General features: G+C 73.1%; 13 protein-coding genes. 10 read left to right on the forward strand and 3 right to left on the reverse strand.

Annotation, left to right across the window (positions count from 1 at the left end; genetic code table 11):
• The first annotated feature begins 520 nt into the window (after positions 1-520).
• The 3 genes from ACWDRR_RS26295 (at position 521) to ACWDRR_RS26305 (ending at position 4,518) form a co-directional block, all read left to right on the forward strand.
• Positions 521-1,270: an RNA polymerase sigma factor gene (locus tag ACWDRR_RS26295; protein WP_449774693.1), complete on the forward strand. Its 750-nt coding sequence runs from the start codon at positions 521-523 to the stop codon at positions 1,268-1,270.
• 810 nt (positions 1,271-2,080) lie between these two features.
• Positions 2,081-3,784, forward strand: a complete 1,704-nt coding sequence (locus ACWDRR_RS26300; protein WP_449774694.1) for a protein kinase domain-containing protein — start codon at positions 2,081-2,083, stop codon at positions 3,782-3,784.
• A 374-nt stretch (positions 3,785-4,158) separates the two neighbouring features.
• Entirely contained in the window at positions 4,159-4,518 is a 360-nt protein-coding gene (locus ACWDRR_RS26305) for an STAS domain-containing protein (RefSeq protein ID WP_449774695.1), read from the forward strand.
• Between the two features lie 349 nt (positions 4,519-4,867).
• Here ACWDRR_RS26305 and ACWDRR_RS26310 read toward each other — a convergent pair whose 3' ends face one another.
• Positions 4,868-5,305, reverse strand: a complete 438-nt coding sequence (locus ACWDRR_RS26310; protein ID WP_449774696.1) for a hypothetical protein — start codon at positions 5,303-5,305, stop codon at positions 4,868-4,870.
• Between the two features lie 569 nt (positions 5,306-5,874).
• Here ACWDRR_RS26310 and ACWDRR_RS26315 point away from each other — a divergent pair.
• The 6 genes from ACWDRR_RS26315 (at position 5,875) to ACWDRR_RS26340 (ending at position 14,675) form a co-directional block, all read left to right on the forward strand.
• On the forward strand, positions 5,875-6,606 hold the full coding sequence (locus ACWDRR_RS26315; protein ID WP_449774697.1) for a hypothetical protein: 732 nt from the start codon (positions 5,875-5,877) through the stop codon (positions 6,604-6,606).
• A gap of 147 nt (positions 6,607-6,753) precedes the next feature.
• The gene (locus ACWDRR_RS26320) at positions 6,754-7,443 is read left to right on the forward strand and encodes a helix-turn-helix transcriptional regulator (RefSeq protein WP_449774698.1); all 690 of its coding nucleotides are present in this window, start codon (positions 6,754-6,756) and stop codon (positions 7,441-7,443) included.
• A gap of 32 nt (positions 7,444-7,475) precedes the next feature.
• On the forward strand, positions 7,476-8,000 hold the full coding sequence (locus ACWDRR_RS26325) for a DUF3291 domain-containing protein (protein ID WP_449774699.1): 525 nt from the start codon (positions 7,476-7,478) through the stop codon (positions 7,998-8,000).
• A gap of 929 nt (positions 8,001-8,929) precedes the next feature.
• Positions 8,930-10,060, forward strand: a complete 1,131-nt coding sequence (locus ACWDRR_RS26330) for an RICIN domain-containing protein (RefSeq protein ID WP_449774700.1) — start codon at positions 8,930-8,932, stop codon at positions 10,058-10,060.
• Positions 10,061-10,508: 448 nt separating this feature from the next.
• On the forward strand, positions 10,509-11,516 hold the full coding sequence (locus tag ACWDRR_RS26335; RefSeq protein ID WP_449774701.1) for a polysaccharide deacetylase family protein: 1,008 nt from the start codon (positions 10,509-10,511) through the stop codon (positions 11,514-11,516).
• Between the two features lie 183 nt (positions 11,517-11,699).
• The gene (locus tag ACWDRR_RS26340) at positions 11,700-14,675 is read left to right on the forward strand and encodes a helix-turn-helix transcriptional regulator (RefSeq protein WP_449774702.1); all 2,976 of its coding nucleotides are present in this window, start codon (positions 11,700-11,702) and stop codon (positions 14,673-14,675) included.
• Between the two features lie 54 nt (positions 14,676-14,729).
• Here ACWDRR_RS26340 and ACWDRR_RS26345 read toward each other — a convergent pair whose 3' ends face one another.
• A complete protein-coding gene (locus ACWDRR_RS26345) occupies positions 14,730-16,307 on the reverse strand; it encodes a hypothetical protein (protein ID WP_449774703.1) in 1,578 nt (525 codons plus the stop codon).
• 486 nt (positions 16,308-16,793) lie between these two features.
• A complete protein-coding gene (tatA, locus tag ACWDRR_RS26350) occupies positions 16,794-17,078 on the reverse strand; it encodes a Sec-independent protein translocase subunit TatA (RefSeq protein WP_449774704.1) in 285 nt (94 codons plus the stop codon).
• Between the two features lie 1,035 nt (positions 17,079-18,113).
• Here tatA and ACWDRR_RS26355 point away from each other — a divergent pair.
• Positions 18,114-19,649 (forward strand): glycoside hydrolase family 30 beta sandwich domain-containing protein, encoded by a 1,536-nt coding sequence (locus ACWDRR_RS26355; RefSeq protein ID WP_449774705.1) that lies wholly within the window; start codon positions 18,114-18,116, stop codon positions 19,647-19,649.

The raw sequence follows: 19,649 nt of genomic DNA on the forward strand, positions 1-19,649 counted from the left end.
TGTGGATCTGGATGGCGTGGTCGATGCTGCGGGCGCCGAGTGCGCGGATGATCCGGGAGCGGGTGGCGTGCACGGTGGACTCGGCGCACCGCAGGCGTTCGGCCATGCGAATGCCGTATGGACATTCCCGTTGCTCCGGCGCCGTCGAATTCCGTGAGGTTTCGCCACGGCGTCGGGGGCGCGGCGGCCTTCCCCCGGAGCGCGTGCGGCACCGCCGGTTCGCCGCCGTACGGTTCTGTGCACAGATTCCTCACCATTCGGATCCGGAATCACCGGCGCGCGACCGCTCCGAAGATTGTTGCCCTGAAACCCGTGGGACTGGTGTGCTGTGGCCCTCCCTCTGTCGCATCATCCCGACGGCCCGCGACAAGCCGCCGTCGACGGCTCCGCACAGGCAGCTCTCCATCCCGGCCTGTGGGTGGCCGTCATTCCGGTCAGGCCCCACGATCTCCCCGTCGTGAGAAGGCCAGAGCTGAAGAGGAACGACGTGACCCTTCATTCCAGCGCCCGCGAATCAGGTTTGAGCGCGCTGACCGACGCCGAGATATCGGCGGCGCTTTCCACTTCGAACGCGGTCGGCGAACTCCATGTCCAGGAGGTGATGGCCGAGATGTTCAGACGGCATCACGGCGCTGTGCTCGCCTACGCCCGCCGCTACTGCCGCGACTCCCAGACCGCGCAGGACCTCGCCGCCGAGGCCTACGCCAGCACGTACCTGTCGGTCGCCCGCGGCTGCGGCCCGCGGCACGCCTGGCGGCCGTACCTGATGGCCTGCGTCCGTCGGACCGCGATGAGGTGGAGTGCCGAGACCACGGACCGGATCCAGCTTCCGGAGGACTTCACCACGTGGGCCGAGCGCCTGGCCGACGAGGCGGAGACCGATGGCGCGCTCCTCGCGGCCGAGGAGACGGCGCTGGTCGCCAGGGCCTACCGCGCCCTCCCCGAACGGTGGCAGGTGCTGCTGTGGTTCTTCGTCGTCGAGGGCGAGCCGGCCGCCGCCGTCGCCGAGCGGATGAGCATGACACCGAGCGGGGTGCGTTCCCTCGCGGCCCGCGCCCGCGCCGGGCTGCGCGAGGCGTACCTGCGCGCGAGCGTGGACGAGGGCCCCGGTCCGGAGTGCCACTACTTCACCTCGCTGCTGACCGGCGCCACACTCCGGCCGGACCGGCGGCGGGGACGCGAGCTGGCCCGACACCTGGGGGAGTGCCCCGGCTGCGGGCGGGTGGCCGAGGAGTTCCGCCGGGCCGACCACGGCGTCGGAACCTCGTAGGGCGGAATCCGAAGTGCGACAGGAGAGCCCCTGCCGTGGTGGAGGGGAAAGCACCGTTTCGCCACGGCGTGCCTCCACCGCATGGTCACGGCGGTCACCGGAGCGGTCGATTCTCGACAATGGCGATCGGCCCGGTTCTGCGCGGACTCCCGACAACGGTCGTACTGTGCTCCCGGAAATTCAAAGAACGACTCCCCCCTCTGCGCGAAGATCGGAGGTGAAGAACGGTGACGAGCTTCTCCGGCCAGGCCGGCAGTACCGCTGCCGGCGGTGCATTCGTCCGGGTGGCACCGGCGCCGGCATGACGTGCCGCGGCTCTGACCGGTACTGCTCCCGGTAGTTCTCGGTGGTTCTCGAAATGCCGGGTGGGGCCGCGATTATGGCCCCGCCCGGCCCCTTTTGTCCACCCTGTCGCCGCGGTCGCCACGCTCCGGACGAGGGCAGGGTCGACGGGGTGCATCCCGGGTCCGGTGGGGGCTGGTCCACACCAGGAGGAAGCGCCGGCGGTCCCCGGTGTCCCGTCCCGTTGCACGACCGTTATTGGCGGTGGTCCGCCTGTTCCGTGCCCGAATGTCGCCGTAACCGTTCGATAACGGGCCGGGGTCCGCGTACCGTTCGACACTCCCTCTCCACATGGTCACGCTCGCCCGCAAGAGGCGAGTTGACGGCCCGACGAACCCGGGCCGGAGCAACCGCGGCCATTCAAGGAGGACCCCCCATGCCCTGCTGCCTCCCGTGCAGGCTGACGCCCCGTACCGACCTCGGCTTGTCATCGACGGCCGCCCACCCGCTGACTCGAGAGGAAGACGCATGATCGGGGAACCCGGCCGGGCGGTCGGCGAGGTCGTCGCCGGCCGTTTCGAGCTGAGACAGCGGCTGGGCTCCGGGGCGATGGGAACGGTGTGGCGGGCTCGCGACTCCGTTCTGGAGCGGGACATCGCGCTCAAGGAGATGCGGCCGGTGCAGCGTGAGGACGCCGCGCGGTCCGCCCACATGCGCGAGCGGGCCATCCGGGAGGCCAAGGCCCTCGCCAGGCTCAACCACCCCAACGCGGTGACGATCCACGAGATCGTGGACGATCTCCCGTACCCGTGGCTGGTCATGGAGTTCGTCGACAGTGTCCCGCTCGACGTTCTGCTGCGGGAGGGCATCCTGGCGCCGGCCCACGCCGCCTCCGTCGGCCTCGACATCCTGGGCGCCCTGCGCGCCGCGCACGCCGCGGGCGTTCTGCACCGTGACGTGAAGCCCGCCAACGTCCTGGTCCGGCCGGACGGCAGCGCCGTCCTCACCGACTTCGGCATCGCCGCACTCCAGGGCTCGCTCGATCTCACGGCCACCGGCGACCTCATCGGCTCGCCCGACTACCTCGCCCCGGAACGGATCGGCGCGGAAGCCGTGGAGGTCGGCCCGGCCAGTGACCTGTGGTCGCTCGGCGTCCTGCTGTACATGTGCGTCGAGGGGGCCAACCCGATGCGGCGCGACTCGCTCTGGGAGACCCTGGTCGCCATCCGGGAGGATCCGCTGCCCGACCTGCACCGGGCCGGCCCGCTCGGTCCGCTGATCCTCGCGCTGCTGGCCAAGGACCCCGCCACCCGCCCGAACGCCGAGGAGGTCGCGAGAGCCCTCGCGGCCATCGGCGACGGGCAGCCGTACCGCCCGGGCCGCGAGGGCGGCCGCGCCGAGGCCGGCGCCTCTCCTCCGGAGGCCGCCGTGGACGCGGACGGGCCCGTCGTCCTGCCGCTCACCGTCGCGGCCGTCACCACCGCGGCGCCGAAGCCGCGCAAGAAGCGGGCGCCCCGCCTGGTGCGCATCGGGGTGCCGAGCGCGGTGGGGGCACTCGTGCTGGTAGGCGGCCTGGTGCTCGCCTCGGCCCAGCGGGGCGCCCTCGCGGGGGCCCCCGGTGTCGCACCTCCGGGTGCCGCGAGCTCCAGCGCCGGCACCGGCGGTACGGAGGCCCCCGGTACCCCGGCCTCCGCCCCCGCCGCCACCGTCACCGTCATGGCATCGGCGACCGCCAGGACCGCGGCCCCCACGACGGCGGCACCCAGGCCGGCGGCCTCCAAGCCCGCGAGCCCCGCCGCCGTGGCCCCTGCCGCCGTGGCCCCGGCGGCCACCGCCGTACCCCCGGCGGCCACCGCGGCTCCCGGCGCCGCTCCGCCCGCCGGCACGTCCTCGGCGGCGGGTCTGTGGATCGCCCAGCTGGGGGCCTTCCCCCGAACCGTCCCGGACGACAGACGCGACAGGCAACTCCTCGCCGTCCAGCAGTACGTCCCCGATGCGAAGATCCTCAACAGCGATGACTGGAGCTCCCTCCAGCCCGGGAACTGGGTGATCTACCTCGGGGGCTCCTTCCCGGACGGCAACGCCGTCGCCACGTTCTGCACCAGGCTCGGCACGAGCGACTGCTTCGGCCGCTACCTCAGTCACGACAGCGCCGACAGCCGCTACGTCTGCCTGCCCCGGGACGGCACCCGCGGCGCGGGGCGCGACCCCGAGTACTGCCAGCGGCCCTGATCCGAACCGCTGCTGCGCCGGGCGGCCGGTCACCGGGACCGCCCTCCACGCCACCGGCCCGGCCGGAGCCGTGCGCTCCTCGGGCCGGTGGCGGGCTGGGCGGTTGCGGCGCGGGCGGGCCCGAGCACGGTCGCTCGGGCACCGCGCGGGCCGACTTCGAGCGCCCCGGCCGGCGGCTCGCGCGAATTCACCACGGGGTACACCCGGGGTCCGGCTGCGCACCCGCGGTGACCACAGTTGGTACGTCCGCCAGGGCTACCCCAAATGGGTCTATTAGGGCATTCTGGCAGCATGCGGCCTTTGGCCTCGTGCGTCCGCCAACCCCTGTCCGGGACGGCGCGCGCTGCCCCAGCCCGGTCGGGAGGGCCCAGCCCATGAACACCTCAGAGCCGCTGTACGTCCGAGTGGTCGCCTCGACCGAAACCGTCCTGGTCAGACTGGCCGGCGAGTTGGACCTCGACTCGGCGCCGCTGGTGGACCGTGCGGTCGGTGCCTGTCTGGGCGCCGGTGTGCGACGTGTGACCGTCGATCTCGCCGCCGTGACGTTCTGTGATTCACATGGACTCATGGCGTTGGAGCGTTCCGGCCGGATCGCCGCCGCGTGCGGTGTGACCTTCCAGCTGTCCGGCGTCCATCGCCGACTCCGGCGGATCCTGTCCCTGTACCGGGACGGGAGCCTGCCCGGAGTGGACGTCCCGTCGTTCGCACGCCCCGAGGCGGGTTCGTGTCGCTGAGACGCGTCCTCGGACCGTCCGTCGCCCGTCCGTGGACGTGACCGGCGAGCCCGGAACCGCGCCGTCCGAACGGCCGGGTGCGCGCGGCCGCACAGGGCGGTTGGGGTTGTCCGGACGGCCATCGGGGGAGGCCGGGGCCGCCGCCGCACTGCCGCGGCCGGGAGCGCCGACCCGTCGTTCAACTCCCTTCCGATCGGCGGGAGTCGGGCGTCATCGAAGGGGTGGCAGATCACGTTGGCCCCGGCCGCACCGACGCCGTCGCCCCGGGCTGCCCGAGCGGGGACTCCTCGCCCCGCCGCCGGCACCGGTCGCCTGCGCCGCTCCGGAACGAGCGGCGAGCCCCGCCCCGTCATTCCGGCAGCGGTCGTCTCGGGCGCGGTATCCGACCGGGCGGCCCGTCGGCGGGTGGCGGCGGAGGGCCCGGCCGCACGGGCGGGAACGACCTGGGCAGCACCAGGATCCGCGCGCATCCGGCCGCGGTGAGGACTCGGACCGACAGCCGGACACGCTGTTCGTCGACGGAGAAGACCCAGGGCCCCGGTATCAGGAGAAGCCGGTGGGTGCCCTCCATCACGGCGCGGACGAGCGCCTCGAACTGGGGCCGGGCCCGGTGGCCCCAGGAGGACGGGTGGGCATGGTCGAGGTAGACCACCGGTGCCGGCAGTCCCAGGTGGGCGGCGAAGCGCGTCAGTGCTTCGCGCTGCCCGTTCAGCGCCATCGGGCTGTGCGGGTGACCGCACAGATAGGCGGCGGGCCGCAGGACGGGGGAGGTGTCAGGTGCGCACATGTACGGGCTCCACACACGGTTCGAGGAGGCACTCGGGCCGGGGCGGGCCGAGCAGTGCGGGCTTGATGACCGACAGACCGGGGCGCTGGGGGCGGGCGGGGGCCGAGACGAGCTGTGGGGCCGCCGGGCACCGACGCCGACCGGGCGAACGACATCGCCGTGGCCGTGCTCCCGGGGCCGACGGTTCGCGGCCCGTGCGCCCTCGCGCGCAGCGGGGCCTTCGCCACCGGCCTGGATGTGCAGAATACCCGCCGGCACCGGGTGTTCAAGAGTGGTCCACCGAAAGCGGCCTACCCGGCAGCGTCGCGGCCTCGCGCTCACCGCCGCGACGCCACCGCACCCGCGGAGGCGGCGGGTGAGACGCCCCGCCGGAGCGGCGCGGACCGGGAACACCTCGCCGTGCCCGGCATGAGAGCTCCTCGGCTGGAGGGGGGACGGACTGCGCCGGCCCGCCGGTCGTTCAGGTGAACGTCCCGCGCGGCGGCCGGGAGTGTCGGGCGCTCGGGGAAGCCTCCTGCCTGGCGGGCCGCTCACCCGGAGCGGCCGCACCTGATCACGGAGACTTCCCGATGCGTCTTCTTCCCCGTTCTGCCGCGCTCGTCGGCGCCGTCCTGTCCGCCGCCGCCCTGGTCGGCCCGGCTCCCGCCACCGCTGCGCAGCCCCCGGCAAGCCGGTACCTGAACCTGCACCAGTGTGTCTTCTCCGCCTTCCTGCCGGCGAGCTTCGACCTCCTGACCACGGTGGTCCCGAGCAGGGACGGGCGCTTCACCGCCGGCACGAACGTCTCCGGCACCGCGGACGCGAGCCCCTCCTGCGGCCGCGGCGACGGGACCTACGAGAACAACGTCTACTCGGCCGCCGAGGGCTACGACCTGACCGCCGGGCGCTACCTGAACCTGCACCAGTGCGTGTACTTCGGCGACTACGACCAGACCCACCTCACCACGGTGGTGTCGGCCACGGACTTCAAGTTCACCGCCGGCACCAATGTCTCCAACACCCGTGACACCGCACCGAGATGTGGCAGCGGGGGCGGCGTGTACGACTTCATCCCGCTGCTGTCGAGCGCCACGCCCCTGGACCTGGCCGCCGGCCGGTACCTGAACCTGCACCAGTGCATGTACTACTTCAACGGCCGCCGCGACCACTTCACGACGGTCGCCGCGAGCGGGGACGGGCGCTTCAAGGCCGGAACGAACATCTCCAACACCCCCGACACCACGCCCTCCTGCGGCCCCGGGGACGGGCAGTACCAGCTCGTCCCGCTGCTCTCGGGCGTCAAGGCCATCCCGGTGGGCTGAGGCCCGGAACGGCCGAAGCGCGACCGTGGCCGAAGGATCGTGCCGGTGGGTGACGGGACCGTCCGGCCGGGGGCTCGACCTCGGGTCCTCCTGCCGGGCGGCTCCCGGCTTTCTATCTCCCATCTGTGTTGTTCATAGAATGGCCAGGTGAACGACATCGACGCGATCGCGGTGCTGCAGGATCCGGTGCGCCGCCGCCTGTACGAGTACGTGGTGGCCCAGGGGCGTGAGGTCGGCCGCAACGAGGCCGCCGAGGCGGCCGGGGTGGCGCGCACGCTCGCCGCGCACCATCTGGACAAGCTGGCCGAGGCCGGGCTGCTGGAGAGCGGGAGCCGCCGCCTGACGGGCCGCTCGGGGCCGGGGGCGGGCCGCCCCGCCAAGGTGTACACGCGGGCGCCGGCCGAGTGGTCGGTGTCGCTGCCCGCCCGGGACTACCGCACCGCCGCCGAGTTGCTCGCCGAGGCCGCCGAGCAGGCCGGGCTGGACGCCGGGCTCTGCGCGGCCGCGCGCCGGCGGGGCGAGGCCCTGCGCGGTTCGGCGGCGCCCTGCGGCGGCCTCGCGGAAGCCGTGGAGCTGCTGGCCGCCCGCGGCTACGAGCCGCATCTGGAGGGTGCCCAGGGTGCCGAGGGCCCGGCCGGGTCGGCCGCGCCCGTCGTCCGCATGCGCAACTGCCCCTTCCATGCCGTTGCCGAACGCTTCCCGCCGCTCGTGTGCGGGATGAACCTCGCACTGCTGGAGGGGCTGCTCGGCACGGACGGCCCGGTCCGCGCCCGCATGGACGCCCGGCCCGGGGAGTGCTGCGTGGTGGTCGAGGCTTCTAAAAACAACAACCATTGACTTAGAAAGCGGGACCGTGCTGGGATGAGGCCATGACCGCCGCCACGCATGCCGCTCACCTCGCCCAACTCAACGTCGCGACGCTCCGCCACCCCCTCGACGACCCGCGCATCGCACCGTTCGTCGACCTGCTCGACCCGGTCAACGCCGCCGCCGACAACGCGCCCGGCTTCGTGTGGCGACTCGCGGAGGAGGGGGCGGCCGACGCCACCGGCCTGCGCCCGGCGGGGGAGGACGTCATCGTCAACATGTCGGTGTGGGAGTCCCCGGAAGCCCTCTGGGACTTCACCTACCGCAGCGGGCACCTGGAGGTGGTGCGGCAGCGGCGCGATTGGTTCCAACGGCACGTCGAGGCGCACCTGGTGCTCTGGTGGATCCCCGCCGGCCACCTCCCGACCGTCGGCGAGGCCCTGGAGCGGCTGGCGGACCTCCGGGAGCACGGGCCCTCCCCGCGCGCGTTCACCTTCGCCTCCTCCTACACCGCGGCCGAGGCCGCCCAGCACCTCCGGGCCGCGCCGGGCCCGCGGTCGGTGGCGGCCGGGGAGGTTGTGGCGTAGGCCGGGGACCGGGGTCGCACGGAGGGGGTCCTCCGTGGCTTGGGTCGGGGACCGGGATCGCACGGCGCCGCCGCCCATCGGGCCCGGGCGGCGGCGCCACCGCGATGCGCCCTGGTTCACCGAGGGAGAACCGGGGCGGAAGCCGCATCACGGCTCCGGAGGGCGCAACCACGGCGCCGCCGCCCAACCACGGCGCCGGAGCCGCCCGGCCTGCCCCGCTGTGCGGCCGGATCCTCGCCGGGATGCCGAGGGCGGCCCCGGGAACGGCGGGCCCCCGACGGGCGGTCGCCGGTGGCGGACCCGACGGCCGGAACGCGCTCCCGCGCCAGTGGGGACGGCGGCGCCAACGGTGTGGCGACGGCCGCGGATCGGCCACCTCCCGTTCACCGTGCGGTGGGTGTCAGGACATTGACTGATTGCCAAACTCACCAAAAGGCAACATAATTCCAACATATCGCACAGGGCATCGCCCCTGTCGCCGCCGTCGAGCCTGTCCCGAAGGTCAGAGCTGGGTCGGTGGCCGTGGCCGGCCCGAAGGGGTGTCGGTCACCAGCGATGGTGTGCCTCACCAGCTCGCTTCCCGAAGGGAACCGGCCGACCTTGCGGGTTACCACCCGCCGTCGGCTGCGTTCCGTCGACCTCGGCGAGCAGGTGGCCTCCGGCGAGCTTCTGCCGCCCGGTGAACATGAGTTGATCCGTCCCCACGTTCAGGATGCGTGCCGTTCCCGGATCGGGATCGGTTCGTCCGGCGGGCCGGGCGGGGTGCTGCTGACGGCATGGGTCCCCCCAACCACGTGGACGGGCCGTCATCCGAAGCCCCGCACCGAGCGGCGCCCTCGCGTCGGGGGCGAACAGAACGGCGAACAGAACCGGGGTCTCGTCCGACGGCGGCGGACGTCCCCGCTGAAGTCACAGAGAAGGGAAGCGCTTTGACCACCTTATGGATCGGCACGAGACTCCGCGTTCTGCGCCTGGCGGTCGTCGCCCTGACGGCGGGTCTCCTCGCCCTCGCCCCGTTCGCGGCGGTACCCGCGCAGGCCGTGGACCTGCCGGGCACGCCCTGCCACACCGCGGAGGAGAGCGTCGACTGCCTGCGGATCCACTCCGGGAACGGCATGGCCCTCGCCCTTGACCCGAAGGCGGAGGGTCCGCATCAGGTCGTCCTCAAGCCCAAGGCCACCGGGGAGAACCGCGGTTGGCGGCTGAGCATCGACCGGAGTGACGGGACGTTCGAGATCGTCAACAAGACGCTCGGCACCTGCCTCGGAACCGACCGCTCGTGGAGCAGCGACGCCGGCACCTGGGAGTACCTCTTCGCCTCCAGCTGCCGTGCGAGGGCCGGGCAGAAGTGGTACTTCCAGCCCACGGCCGGCGGCTACACGATCCGGAATGCCGAGAACGGTCGGTGCCTCGACGCCTGGGACGAGCGCTTCGGTGCCGGATCGGGCGTCGTGGTCGGGAACTGCTGGGGGCCGGCCAAGCAGAAGTGGAGCTTCCTCCTCAGTACCTGGGCGCAGCCCACTCCCGGGATCAAGCCGCTCGACCTTGCCGTCGACCACGCGGCCAGGCAGTGCCAGGCGGCGCCGGACTCCTGCTCCTGGACCATGCAGGAGGAGGGGCCGGCAGCCCCGCTGCCGACCTCGTGCGAGTCGGCGGTCTGGTACAACGACACGTCCGGTCCGCTGGATCACACGTTCACCCTGACGAAGACGACCGGGTTCTCCAACGAGGTGGGCAGCGAAGTGGAGGTCGGCTTCGAGACGGGTGCGGTCGGATCGCTGATCACCAAGGTGACCGCCAAGCTCAAGGTCTCCTACAAGCACGTGTGGACGGGGTCCGAGAGCGTCGGCAACCAGACCAGGTTCACCGTGCCGCCGGGCCAGTACGGCTGGGTCACCCTCTCGAAGATCTCCCGGAAGGTCACCGGTACCTGGACCTTCGACCTCAACGGGTCCCCGTGGACGGCCAAGGACACGATCAGTGTGCCCATCGCCACCAGCGACGGCGCCTCCACGGTCTACGCCGCGCACACGGGTGTGACGCCACCGGTCTGCCCCTGAGCGCGTCCTGAGCGGCCGGGCCGCCGAACCGGGATCCCGGATCGGTGGCCCGGCCGCTTCGGCAAGGTCGGAGGGTGGGGCCGGGCCACCGTGGCGGTAGCGCCCGCGCATCGCGTGCGACCGGGCCCCGCGAGCGGCCCCGGGCCCTCCCCGGACACGGATCCCCTCGGTGGTCGGGCCAGGTCGCAGGCCGAGGCGCGCTCGTGGCGAGGCTGTCGCGACAGTGTCACAGGCCCGCGACAGGGCGGGGGCGGTCGGGGGTCGCGGACTCTTTCCCCACGTGACGCATTCCGGCGAACTCCGCTGCCTGCGACGGCTCTTCGTACGCACGCCATGCCGTCCGGGAGATGTCACCCGACCCATCCGATCTCGACCGGCGCGGTGCCGGACGACGTTGCCCGGCTCTGCGGGCCGTCCCGCCACCCGGTCCGACTCCCAGGGGGAGCACATGTCCCACCTCGCGCGCAGGACGGTGCCGAGTGCCGCCGCCGAACCCGTCGTCCTCCGGGCGGCCGCCGCCGGTTCGGGCGCCTGTCCCGGTTCGGGCGACCCGGTCGGCGATGGCGCCGACGGCAGTGCCGAGAGGCCGGCCCCGTCGCGGCGGGCCCGATCGTCGCGTCCCTCGGCGGCCGGTGCCCGGCGCAGCGGCCTGCGGACCGCCTGCGCGGCCCTGCTCGTCGCCGCGGTCACCGGCTGCGGCACGGCGCAGGGCGGCATGCTCAGCCTGCACATGGGGCCGAGCGCGCCCGGGGCGCCCGCCAACTCGGCCGCACCGAGCCCCCGCCCCTCAGGGTCCGCCTCCGGCTCCGCGAAGGCGGTACCCCCGGCCGCCTCGCCGTCCGGCTCCCTGGCCGAGCCGGCCCCGCTGGTCCGATCCACCGCGCACGGCGGCCGGACGGTCGCGCTCACCTTCGACGACGGCCCCGGCCCGGCCACCGCGGACGTGCTGGACGTCCTCGCGGACTACGACGTCAAGGCGACGTTCTGCGAGATCGGCCCACAGGCCACCGCGAACCCGGCGATGGTCAAACGGATCCTGGCCGCCGGCCACCGGCTGTGCGACCACACCGTCCACCACCTCCAGCCGTTCGCCGCGCTCACCCACGAGCAGCAGGTCGAGGAGATCGGACCCGCCAAGGACATGATCGTCCGGGCCGGCGGACCGGGCACCCGGGTCACCTGGTTCCGCGCCCCCGGCGGCGGCTTCACCCCCGCCAACGAACAGGTCGCCGCCGACGCCGGCATGCGCTCGCTGACCTGGACGGTCGACAGCCTGGACTGGACCAGGCCCGGCGTGGCCGCGATCATCGCGAACGTCCAGCGCGAACTGCGCCCCGGCGGCGTGGTGCTGATGCACGACGGCGGCGGCGACCGCACCGAGACCGTCGCGGCACTGCGCGAACTGCTGCCCTGGCTGGTGGACCAGGGGTACGACGTCGACTTCCCCGCCGCATGAGGACCTTCCCGGCCGCCCGGGCACTCTGCTGCCCGCAACCGGGCCGGCGCGGCCACGGCAGGGCGCGGGGTCCGTTCGGTGCACTGGTTCGTTCAAATCCATGGGGGTAACGTGACAAATGATCTCTTTGCAGAGGAAGGTCCCAGCCGTTCGTCTCGGTGCGGAAAACGGTGGTGGTCGGGCGTGGCGGAGTCCGTGAGGAACGGAGCCGGTTCCGGGCGCCGGGAGGGGTTCGCCTTCGTCGGCCGCCGCCGGGAGCTGCGCTCGGTGACGGAGGCGCTGCGCCTGGGGCCGTCGGTGGTGCTGGTGGAGGGCGAGGCGGGGGTGGGTAAGTCCCGGCTGCTCCGCGAGGCCGCCGGGTGGGCGAGGGGCGAGGGCCTCCCCGTCCTGGAGGGCTGGTGCCATCCGCTGCGTGAGCCGCTTCCGTTCGGGCCGGTCATCGACGCGTTGCGGCAGGCGGCCGCGCGCCTGGGGCCGGACGCCGCCCTCGGCCCCACCACCGCGGTGCTGGCGCCCTACCTCCCGGAACTCGCCGCCCGGCCGCCCGAGGGTGACGGCGACGGATCGGGCGAGCCGAACCACCAGCTGATGCGGGCCGTGCAGGACCTTCTCGGGACCTGCGGCCCGGTGATGCTGGCAGTGGAGGACGTGCACTGGGCCGACACGGCGACCCGCGAACTCCTCCTGCTGCTGGCCAGGAACCCGCCGGGACAACTGCGGCTGGTGCTCACCTACCGCCGCCAGGACCTGCCCGACGACCGGAACGTGCTCGGCACCCCCTACGGGCGTCCGATCGGGATCGGGGGCGCGGAGATCACCCTCACCCCGCTCGACGAGGAACAGGTGCGTGAACTCGCGACCTCCGTGATCGGCCCGGCCGCCGCGAAGCTGCTGGGGCGGCAGCTCTACGAGCGCAGCGGCGGCCTGCCCCTGGCGGTGGAGGAGGACCTGCAGATGCTCGTCGAGCGTCTCCGGCACGGCGGCGACAGCCCGGTGTCGGCCCTGGAGGGGGCGGGGGTGCCCAGGGCGCTGCGGGAGACGGTGAACAGCCGGGTCGCGCTCCTGGACGAGGAGGCGGTGGCGGTGGTGGAGGCGGCGGCGGTCCTGACGCTGCCGGCCGAGGAGGAGGTGCTCGGGGCACTCGCCGGGCTGGAGGAGGCGGCGGCGGAGCGTGCGCTGACCGCGGCCCTGGACGCGGACGTGCTGGTCGAGCGGGAGGCCGGGCGGTACGGGTTCCGCCATGACCTCGCACGGATGGCGGTCTACGACCTGATCAAGGGCCCGAGACGCCGGCGGCTGCACCTGCGCGCCATCGAGCTGCTCTCCGAGCAGGAGGCGCCCGCCCTGGTGCAGATCGCCCACCACGCCCGCCGGCTCGGTGACACGCCCGGGTGGCTGTCGAAGGCCCTGGCGGCCGCCGACCACGCGGTGGCCGTCGGTGACGACGGCGTCGCCGAAGACCTCTTCCGGCAACTCCTCGCCGAGCCCACCCTGGCGTCCGAGGACGGCCTCCACTGCGCGCGGCACTTCGGCATGATCGCCTTCTCCCGGTCCGACCCGGTGGCCGGCGCGGCGGTGCTCAGCCGCATTCTCGCCGACCCGGCCCTGCCCGCCGCCGTGCGCGGTGAGATCAGGACCAGCCTGGGGCGCAACCTGGCGGGGATCTCCGCCGAACGGAACACGGCCGAGCTGGAGCGGGCGATCGTCGAGCTGGAGGGCCGGCCCGTACCGATCGCGATCGCGAGGGCCACGCTCGGCCAGGGCTACCGGCCGGACGCTCCCGTGGCGGAGGACCGGGCGCTGGTCGAGCAGGCCGAACAGGTCGTCACCGCCGCCGGGGACCCCTTGGCGCTCGTGACCGTCCGCGCGGCCAAGACCACCCTGCTGGTGTACGCCGGTGACCCGCAGGGCCGGCACCTCCTGGAGGCGCTGCCCCACGACAGCCCGGACCGCGCGGTCCGCCTCCAGTACGTCCGCGCGCTGCACTACGTGGCGTGGTTCCGCCTCCTGCACGGCTACACCGCGCAGGCCCGGGTGCTGCGCGACGAGACCGATCGACTGGCCCGCCGGGACGGCTTCCAGATTCCCGAACACTCGTGCGCCGTACTGCAGTTGTACCTCGACCTCGGGTCGGGGAACTGGCACGGCCTGGAGCGGCGGGTGGACGCGGTCCTGCTGGAGGCGGCCGACGGCAGCCACCTGCGCCAGCGGGTGCTGCTGGTACGGGCGATGCTCGACGTGGCCCGCGGGCAGTGGGCCAGGGCCCGGGCGCTCCTGACGGCCCTCGACGACGACGGTGCGCAGAGCGCCGCCTGGCAGATGGGGCACGAGGTGGCGGCCCAACTGGCCAACCTCGACCTGCTGGAGGGGGACCGGGAGCGGGCGTGGAAACGGCTCGGACCGAGCCTGGCCGCCAGGCGCTCCAAGGGAGTCTGGCTGTCGGCGAACGGCCTGGTTCCGGTGGCGGTGCAGGCCGCGCTGGCCTGCGGGCTGCGGGAGGAGGCCGAACACCTCACCGACGAAGCCGCCCGCGGTATCGACGGTCTGGACGCCCCCGGGGCGGCGGCCGAGGTGCTGGTCTGCCGGGCGCTGCTCGCCGCCGGGACGGATCCCGACGCGGCCCTCGCCCATGCCGAACGGGCCGTGGCCCGGTACGAGCGCACCGGCCGGGTCCACAGCATCGCACGCACCACCGAACTGCTCGGAAGCCTGCAGCTCGGCCGGAGTGCGGCGGGGCTCGCCGACGACGGTCCACGGCGTGCCGAGGAGCTCGCCGACGAGGGGGCCCGGAACATCCGCACCGCCCTGGACGTCTTCACCCGCCTCGGTGCCACCGCCGACGCCTCACGCTGCCGCCAGGCCCTGCGCGACAGCGGCCGGGCGCACCCGGCCCCTCGGCACGGTCGGGCGGAGAAGCCCGCACAGCGCCGGCACGGCAACGAACTGTCCCCGCGCGAACGCGAGGTCGCCGGCCTGCTCGCGGCCGGCGCCACCAACCACGAGATCGCCCAGGCCCTCTTCCTGTCCGTCCGCACCGTCGAACACCATGTCGCCCACACCCTCAAGAAGCTCGGCGTCACCCGCCGACAGCTGCGAAAGGCCCCGGACCGGGCGCCGGAGCACGCCCCGGACCAGGACCAGGACCACGACGCGGGCTGAGGGCACAGGACGACCCGGGGAGCTGCGCACGGCGTTCTGCACGGCCGGCACTGGTCAGCACGTCGACCCGGTGGCCGTGCTTTCGAGGAGCGCCCTGGTGGCCGGTCCGTACGCGTTGCTGTCGAGCTCCGCGCCGCGGAGGCCGGCCTGGAGCTGGAAGACCATCAGGGACATGCCCGTCGCGTCGTCGAAGCGGCCCTCGGCGAAGGCCGATCCGCTCCGGAGGCACCCCGCCTTCGACAACAGCTGCTGCAGCCTGGCCACGTCCGCACCGGAGTCGCCCCGCCGCAGCACCCGGGCAACGGGCGACGCGAGCGCCGTCGGCGGTGGCGGTTTCACCGCCGGTGAAGGTGTGCCGGTCGGTACCGGTGCGCGGGTCGGTGCCGGCGTGGCGGTCGGCGACCGTGCGGCGGTCGGGGCGGAGACAGTGGGGGCGGGGACAGGGGGCGAGGCGGACCGTGGCGCGGGCGTGGCATCCGTCGCCGGCGCGCTGGTCGGGACCCGACCGGTGGTGGGTGTCGGCCCGGGCGCCTGACCGGTCGTCTCCCCGCTCGACGGTCGGGACGGAGGGACCGCGTCGTCGGTGGGCGCGGTGGCGGGGAGCGCGCCCGTGATCCGACCGGCCGGTGACCTGGACATCGTCAGGCTGAGCAGGAGGGCCACGGTCCCCACCTTGACCACCCCGGCCACCATCCGACGGCGCCTTCGGGTGGGCGTGTTGAGCGGCTTCGTCCTGCGGTGCCGTGCGCGTCCGGCGGTCACCGTCGATCGGTTCCCCCGACTCCCGGGGCCCGCCTGGGCGGGTGGGCGCTCCGGGGCGGGTCCGTCACCGGTCGCGGACCGGTCGGGCTCCGCGGCCGGTCGGTGGCGGTTCGTACGGGGGTACCAGAGCAGCATGGCGCCCCGCAGGGTGTCGGCCTCCCAGTCGTGTACGGCCCGCAGATCGGCCATCGCCCACGAGCAGCGGTCGCACCTCGACAGATGGGTGGTCAGCTCGGCCGAGACGGGCACGCCGCCGCTCGCCTCGTCGCCGAGCCGGGCTGCCAGGTGCCGGCAGTGCCGCTCGGGCGTGCCGGCCGCGTAGTGGCGGAGGTAGGCGTCGGCGAACTCCCTGCGCACCGCCTCCTCCGGTGCCCGCCCGTCGGCCTCCTGGGCGGCCGTCCCCTCCAGGGGCGCCGTCAGGGCACGCCAGATCTGCGCCGCCGTGGCCTCGGGAAGCGTCCGGAGCGTTCGCAGCAGGAGGCTGTTCCGCGCGGCCCCGGCGACGGCGCAGGTGTGGCTTTCTCCGGCGCCCCGCTGCGCTTCCAGCCAGCGCGCGAAGAACGGTGACAGGGCATCGGACCGCCCGCTCGCGGCCCACGTGGCGCCGAGATGCCGGGCTTGGTCGAGCAGCGCCCCGATCCACGCCGCGCCCGGCTGCGCGCCGTACTCGAACACGTCGAGCGTGCGGTTCGTCGCCGTGATCGCGAGCACGGTCGCGTCGTCCTCGCTGCGGCACAGCACCCGTGCGTAGGCCAGCGCCGCCCGGCCGTGTCGGCGCATCAACTCCTCGGCCGCGGCCCGTCGGGCGGATGCCGTCGGGAGCAGCTCGCAGAGCTGGGAGTCGCGGAGGGAGGCTACGGCGTGCGGCATCGGGGTCCTCTGTGACAGTGATCGCCGAAGACCGGCGCTTCGTGTCGGGTCCGTCGGTGTGCGAGACGGGCTGCCCCTTGCAAGGGAAGTCAGGGACGGCGTCGCGACGCGGCCGCGACCGGTGCACGTGAGCGATCCGTCCGACCGGTTCGGCTTCGACGCCAGGTAAGGAGGCGCGATTGCCGAGCGGGTCCCGCCGTTTTGCCGAATCGTTATCGGATCGGAGGCCACCGGGCGCGCGGAAGGGCGGCTTCGGTTACCCGGGGCCGGGGCGACGACCCGAGGGCGGGCGAACAGGACAGCCCGGCCAGGGTGGTTGGCCGGGCTGGCGGTGCGACCGGTGACGAAGCCGTCGGGGCGATCGGGACGGGCAGGCCGCGCCGACGGGCGGTGCGCGGCGTCGTGATCCGGGTCCTGTGTTCCCGGCGGGCAGCAGCCGATGGAGACGGACGCCCGGGGTCTCCCGGGCTTCGTGGTTCGGTCGTGTCAGCTCCCGGACGGGTCCCGGGAGGTGCTCGGCCGGGAGGCGGTCGGTACCGCCGGGCCTTGCGTCGAGGGCTCCGCCTCGGCGGGCGGAGGGAGGATCGCCGGGGCCGGGTCGGCGTCGTCGGTCGGGGTGTCCTCGTGCATGGCCTTGGTCTCGGCCTTGAGGATGCGGAGGGACTTGCCGAGTCCCCGCGCCGCTTCGGGAAGCTTCTTTGAACCGAAGAGCAACACGAGCACGGCGAGCACGATGATCAGGTGCCAGGGTTCCAGACCGTTGCGGAACATTCGGCATCGTCTCCTTGACTGCGGTGGTGGCGGGGAGGGGAGCGGCGGTGGTGTCCGTGCCCGGTTGTGCGTGGCAGGGCCGGGGAACGGTCGCCGTCCGGAGGGGAGCGGGGTCGTCGCCGGTCACGCCCGACACGGTGCCGGCATCGGGGACCGTGAGCGGTGCGACACAGCCGCTCAGGCGGCGACGGCGAGCGAGACGTCGCCAGGTGCGGTGATGCCGGTGTGCGCGCCGGTGGCGAGCGTGCTCCTCAGGACGTTTCGGCGGGGACACCCCCCGGGGCGGATGTCCTCGGCAGGAGCGTGGTGGTGAGGGAACGGCGCCGTGGGTCAGTTCCTGGTGACCAGGCTCCTGAGGGCATTAACGGGGCAGCTACGGCGAACGGTCAAGACCTGAGGCACGAGCAGGCGCCTTCGTGGGGAACTTTGTCGGAAGCTCTCAGAGGTGGGGCCGGCGGACTCCCGTGTTCTGTGCCGGCCTGCTCCGTGCCGGCCCGGCGCGATGTCGTGGTAACGACTCGGTGTTGCCCTTGGCTCCACCGCGACCGATCGCGCAGTCTGTGGCGAACAGCAGGGCCGCGGGAAATGAGGTGGTCACACCCCTGGCCCAATGTTGGTATATCGGATACTTTGCTGTCACTCCAGCGGCATCATGGGAGCGGCCCTCGGCCGATCCCACAGCCTCCCGGTCACGGCCGGTCGTGCCGCGCCCCGCCGGAAGGCAGCCATGCTGCCCTCGTGACCCCGAGGCGCGGCAGCCGTCCCCCTCCTCGCGCGGAGCCGACTCCGGCATCAGCCGGTGCGTGGCGCTCCACCTCTGCTCTGCGCGGGTATCCCCCCACCCGAAACCCACCAGGACCACCGGCTGCCGAATCCGGCCCTCGCACGGATCCTTGTCGGCTCTGCCGGAGTTCGCGGGCGACTCGTCGCCGCCCCGTCAAAGAACCCCCGGGCCCGGCGTCGCTCCTGGCGGGAGCGACGCCGCCAACCGGTTTCCGAACCTCCTCCATGTCCCCACCCAACGGAGGCACCACCATGACCGACTCCGCCCCCCGCCCCGTCAGCCGCAGATCCGTGCTGCGCGGCGCCGCCGCCCTCGGCGCCGCCACCGCCGCCGGACCGCTGCTCAACCTCGCCACCGCCGGCCCGGCCCACGCCGCCGACCCGGCCCCGGCCGCTGACGGTACCGCGGGCAGCTACACCATCCGCTTCGACCAGGCCGCCAAGCAGACCATCAAGGGCCTGGGCTTCGAGATCCAGTCCGACTCCATCGCCTCCGGCAACGCCGGCCTGCCCACCACGGTCAGCGGCGTCCCCTACGACCTCACCACCAGCGAGCGCAGCCGCTTCTACTCACAGCTGCTCAAGGCCGGCCGGGCCGACCACGGCTTCCGCTACTGCCGCCTCGCCCTCGGGCTGTTCCACCGGGGCGTCGACCCCACTGGCAAGTACTTCGTCGACCGCTACACGGGGCAGACCGCCTTGCTGGCCGACATGATCCAGCAGGCGGGCATCGAAGGTGTCGCGGCGGAGTACTGGTCGCCCGCCCCGGGGTGGAAGAGCAACAACGCCTTGATCGGCGGATCGCTCGCCTCCTTCGCCCCTGCCGATCTGAGCGCCCTCGGCGACGCCATGGTCACCGACCTCAACTACCTCTCCTCCCGGGGCGTCCCGATCAAGATGTGGGGCTTGCAGAACGAGCCGGACCAGGGGCAGCCGGCCCAGAACATCGGCTACTCCACCTGCGTCTACAGCACCTCGCAGTACCTCCAGACGTTCAAGGCCGTGGCCCCCAAGATCAGGGCCGCCTATCCGAACGCGATGATCCACGCGAACAGCGAGGACGGCTGCACCGGTCCCTACGGCACGGCGATCCGGGCGGACGCGACGGCCCTGAGCCTGGTCGATGCCTGGACGTTCCACAAGATCGGTTCCAACAGCGACGTCCAGATCACCGACAACTTCACCTCGAAGCTCGCAGGCAAGGTCGTCTTCAACAACGAGTTCGAGTACCTGAACGGGGCCATCACCGACTGGCGCTGCGTCAACACCGCTCAGTCGATCATGAACTGGATGACCTTCCAGAACTCGCCCACCTGGTTCTGGCTGCACGCCCTCAAGCCCACCACCAACTCGGAGTCGGCCGGCTACGGCCTCGGCTTCTGGCGCCCGCCGAGCGACACCGACTTCTCGCATTTCCCGAACATCCCGGTCGGCCACTGGGACTTCAATCCGAGAATGTGGAACGCCGTCGCCGGGTTCCTCCAGTACATGCCCTGGGACTCCGTCCGCTACGGCGTGGACGAGCCCGTGGGCAGCGATGGAAAGCCTCTCCGGGACCACCGGATCATGGCCTGGAAAACCCCTCAGGGCAAGGCCGTCCTCGTCGTCACCAACCGCAACCCCAGCACGTCCTTCACCTACACCGTCAACACCCAGACCACGGCGACCTTCCAGGGCAGCCGCTTCGGTCCGGCGACCAACAACCAGTTCATCAGCTCCAAGACGGGTCCGACCCTCACCATCACCGTTCCGCCCATGTCCGTCGAGTTCTGGGTCCGCACTCCCTGA

This window comes from Kitasatospora sp. NPDC003701, from assembly GCF_053587085.1.

Excerpts from the sequence above, each read along its gene's own strand:
- ACWDRR_RS26305 (WP_449774695.1), top strand. The coding sequence starts at position 4,159 with ATGAACACCTCAGAGCCGCTGTACGTCCGAGTGGTCGCCTCGACCGAA.
- ACWDRR_RS26355 (WP_449774705.1), top strand. The coding sequence starts at position 18,114 with ATGACCGACTCCGCCCCCCGCCCCGTCAGCCGCAGATCCGTGCTGCGC.
- ACWDRR_RS26345 (WP_449774703.1), bottom strand. The coding sequence starts at position 16,307 with ATGCCGCACGCCGTAGCCTCCCTCCGCGACTCCCAGCTCTGCGAGCTG.
- ACWDRR_RS26300 (WP_449774694.1), top strand. The coding sequence starts at position 2,081 with ATGATCGGGGAACCCGGCCGGGCGGTCGGCGAGGTCGTCGCCGGCCGT.
- ACWDRR_RS26325 (WP_449774699.1), top strand. The coding sequence starts at position 7,476 with ATGACCGCCGCCACGCATGCCGCTCACCTCGCCCAACTCAACGTCGCG.
- ACWDRR_RS26310 (WP_449774696.1), bottom strand. The coding sequence starts at position 5,305 with ATGTGCGCACCTGACACCTCCCCCGTCCTGCGGCCCGCCGCCTATCTG.
- tatA (WP_449774704.1), bottom strand. The coding sequence starts at position 17,078 with ATGTTCCGCAACGGTCTGGAACCCTGGCACCTGATCATCGTGCTCGCC.
- ACWDRR_RS26335 (WP_449774701.1), top strand. The coding sequence starts at position 10,509 with ATGTCCCACCTCGCGCGCAGGACGGTGCCGAGTGCCGCCGCCGAACCC.
- ACWDRR_RS26315 (WP_449774697.1), top strand. The coding sequence starts at position 5,875 with ATGCGTCTTCTTCCCCGTTCTGCCGCGCTCGTCGGCGCCGTCCTGTCC.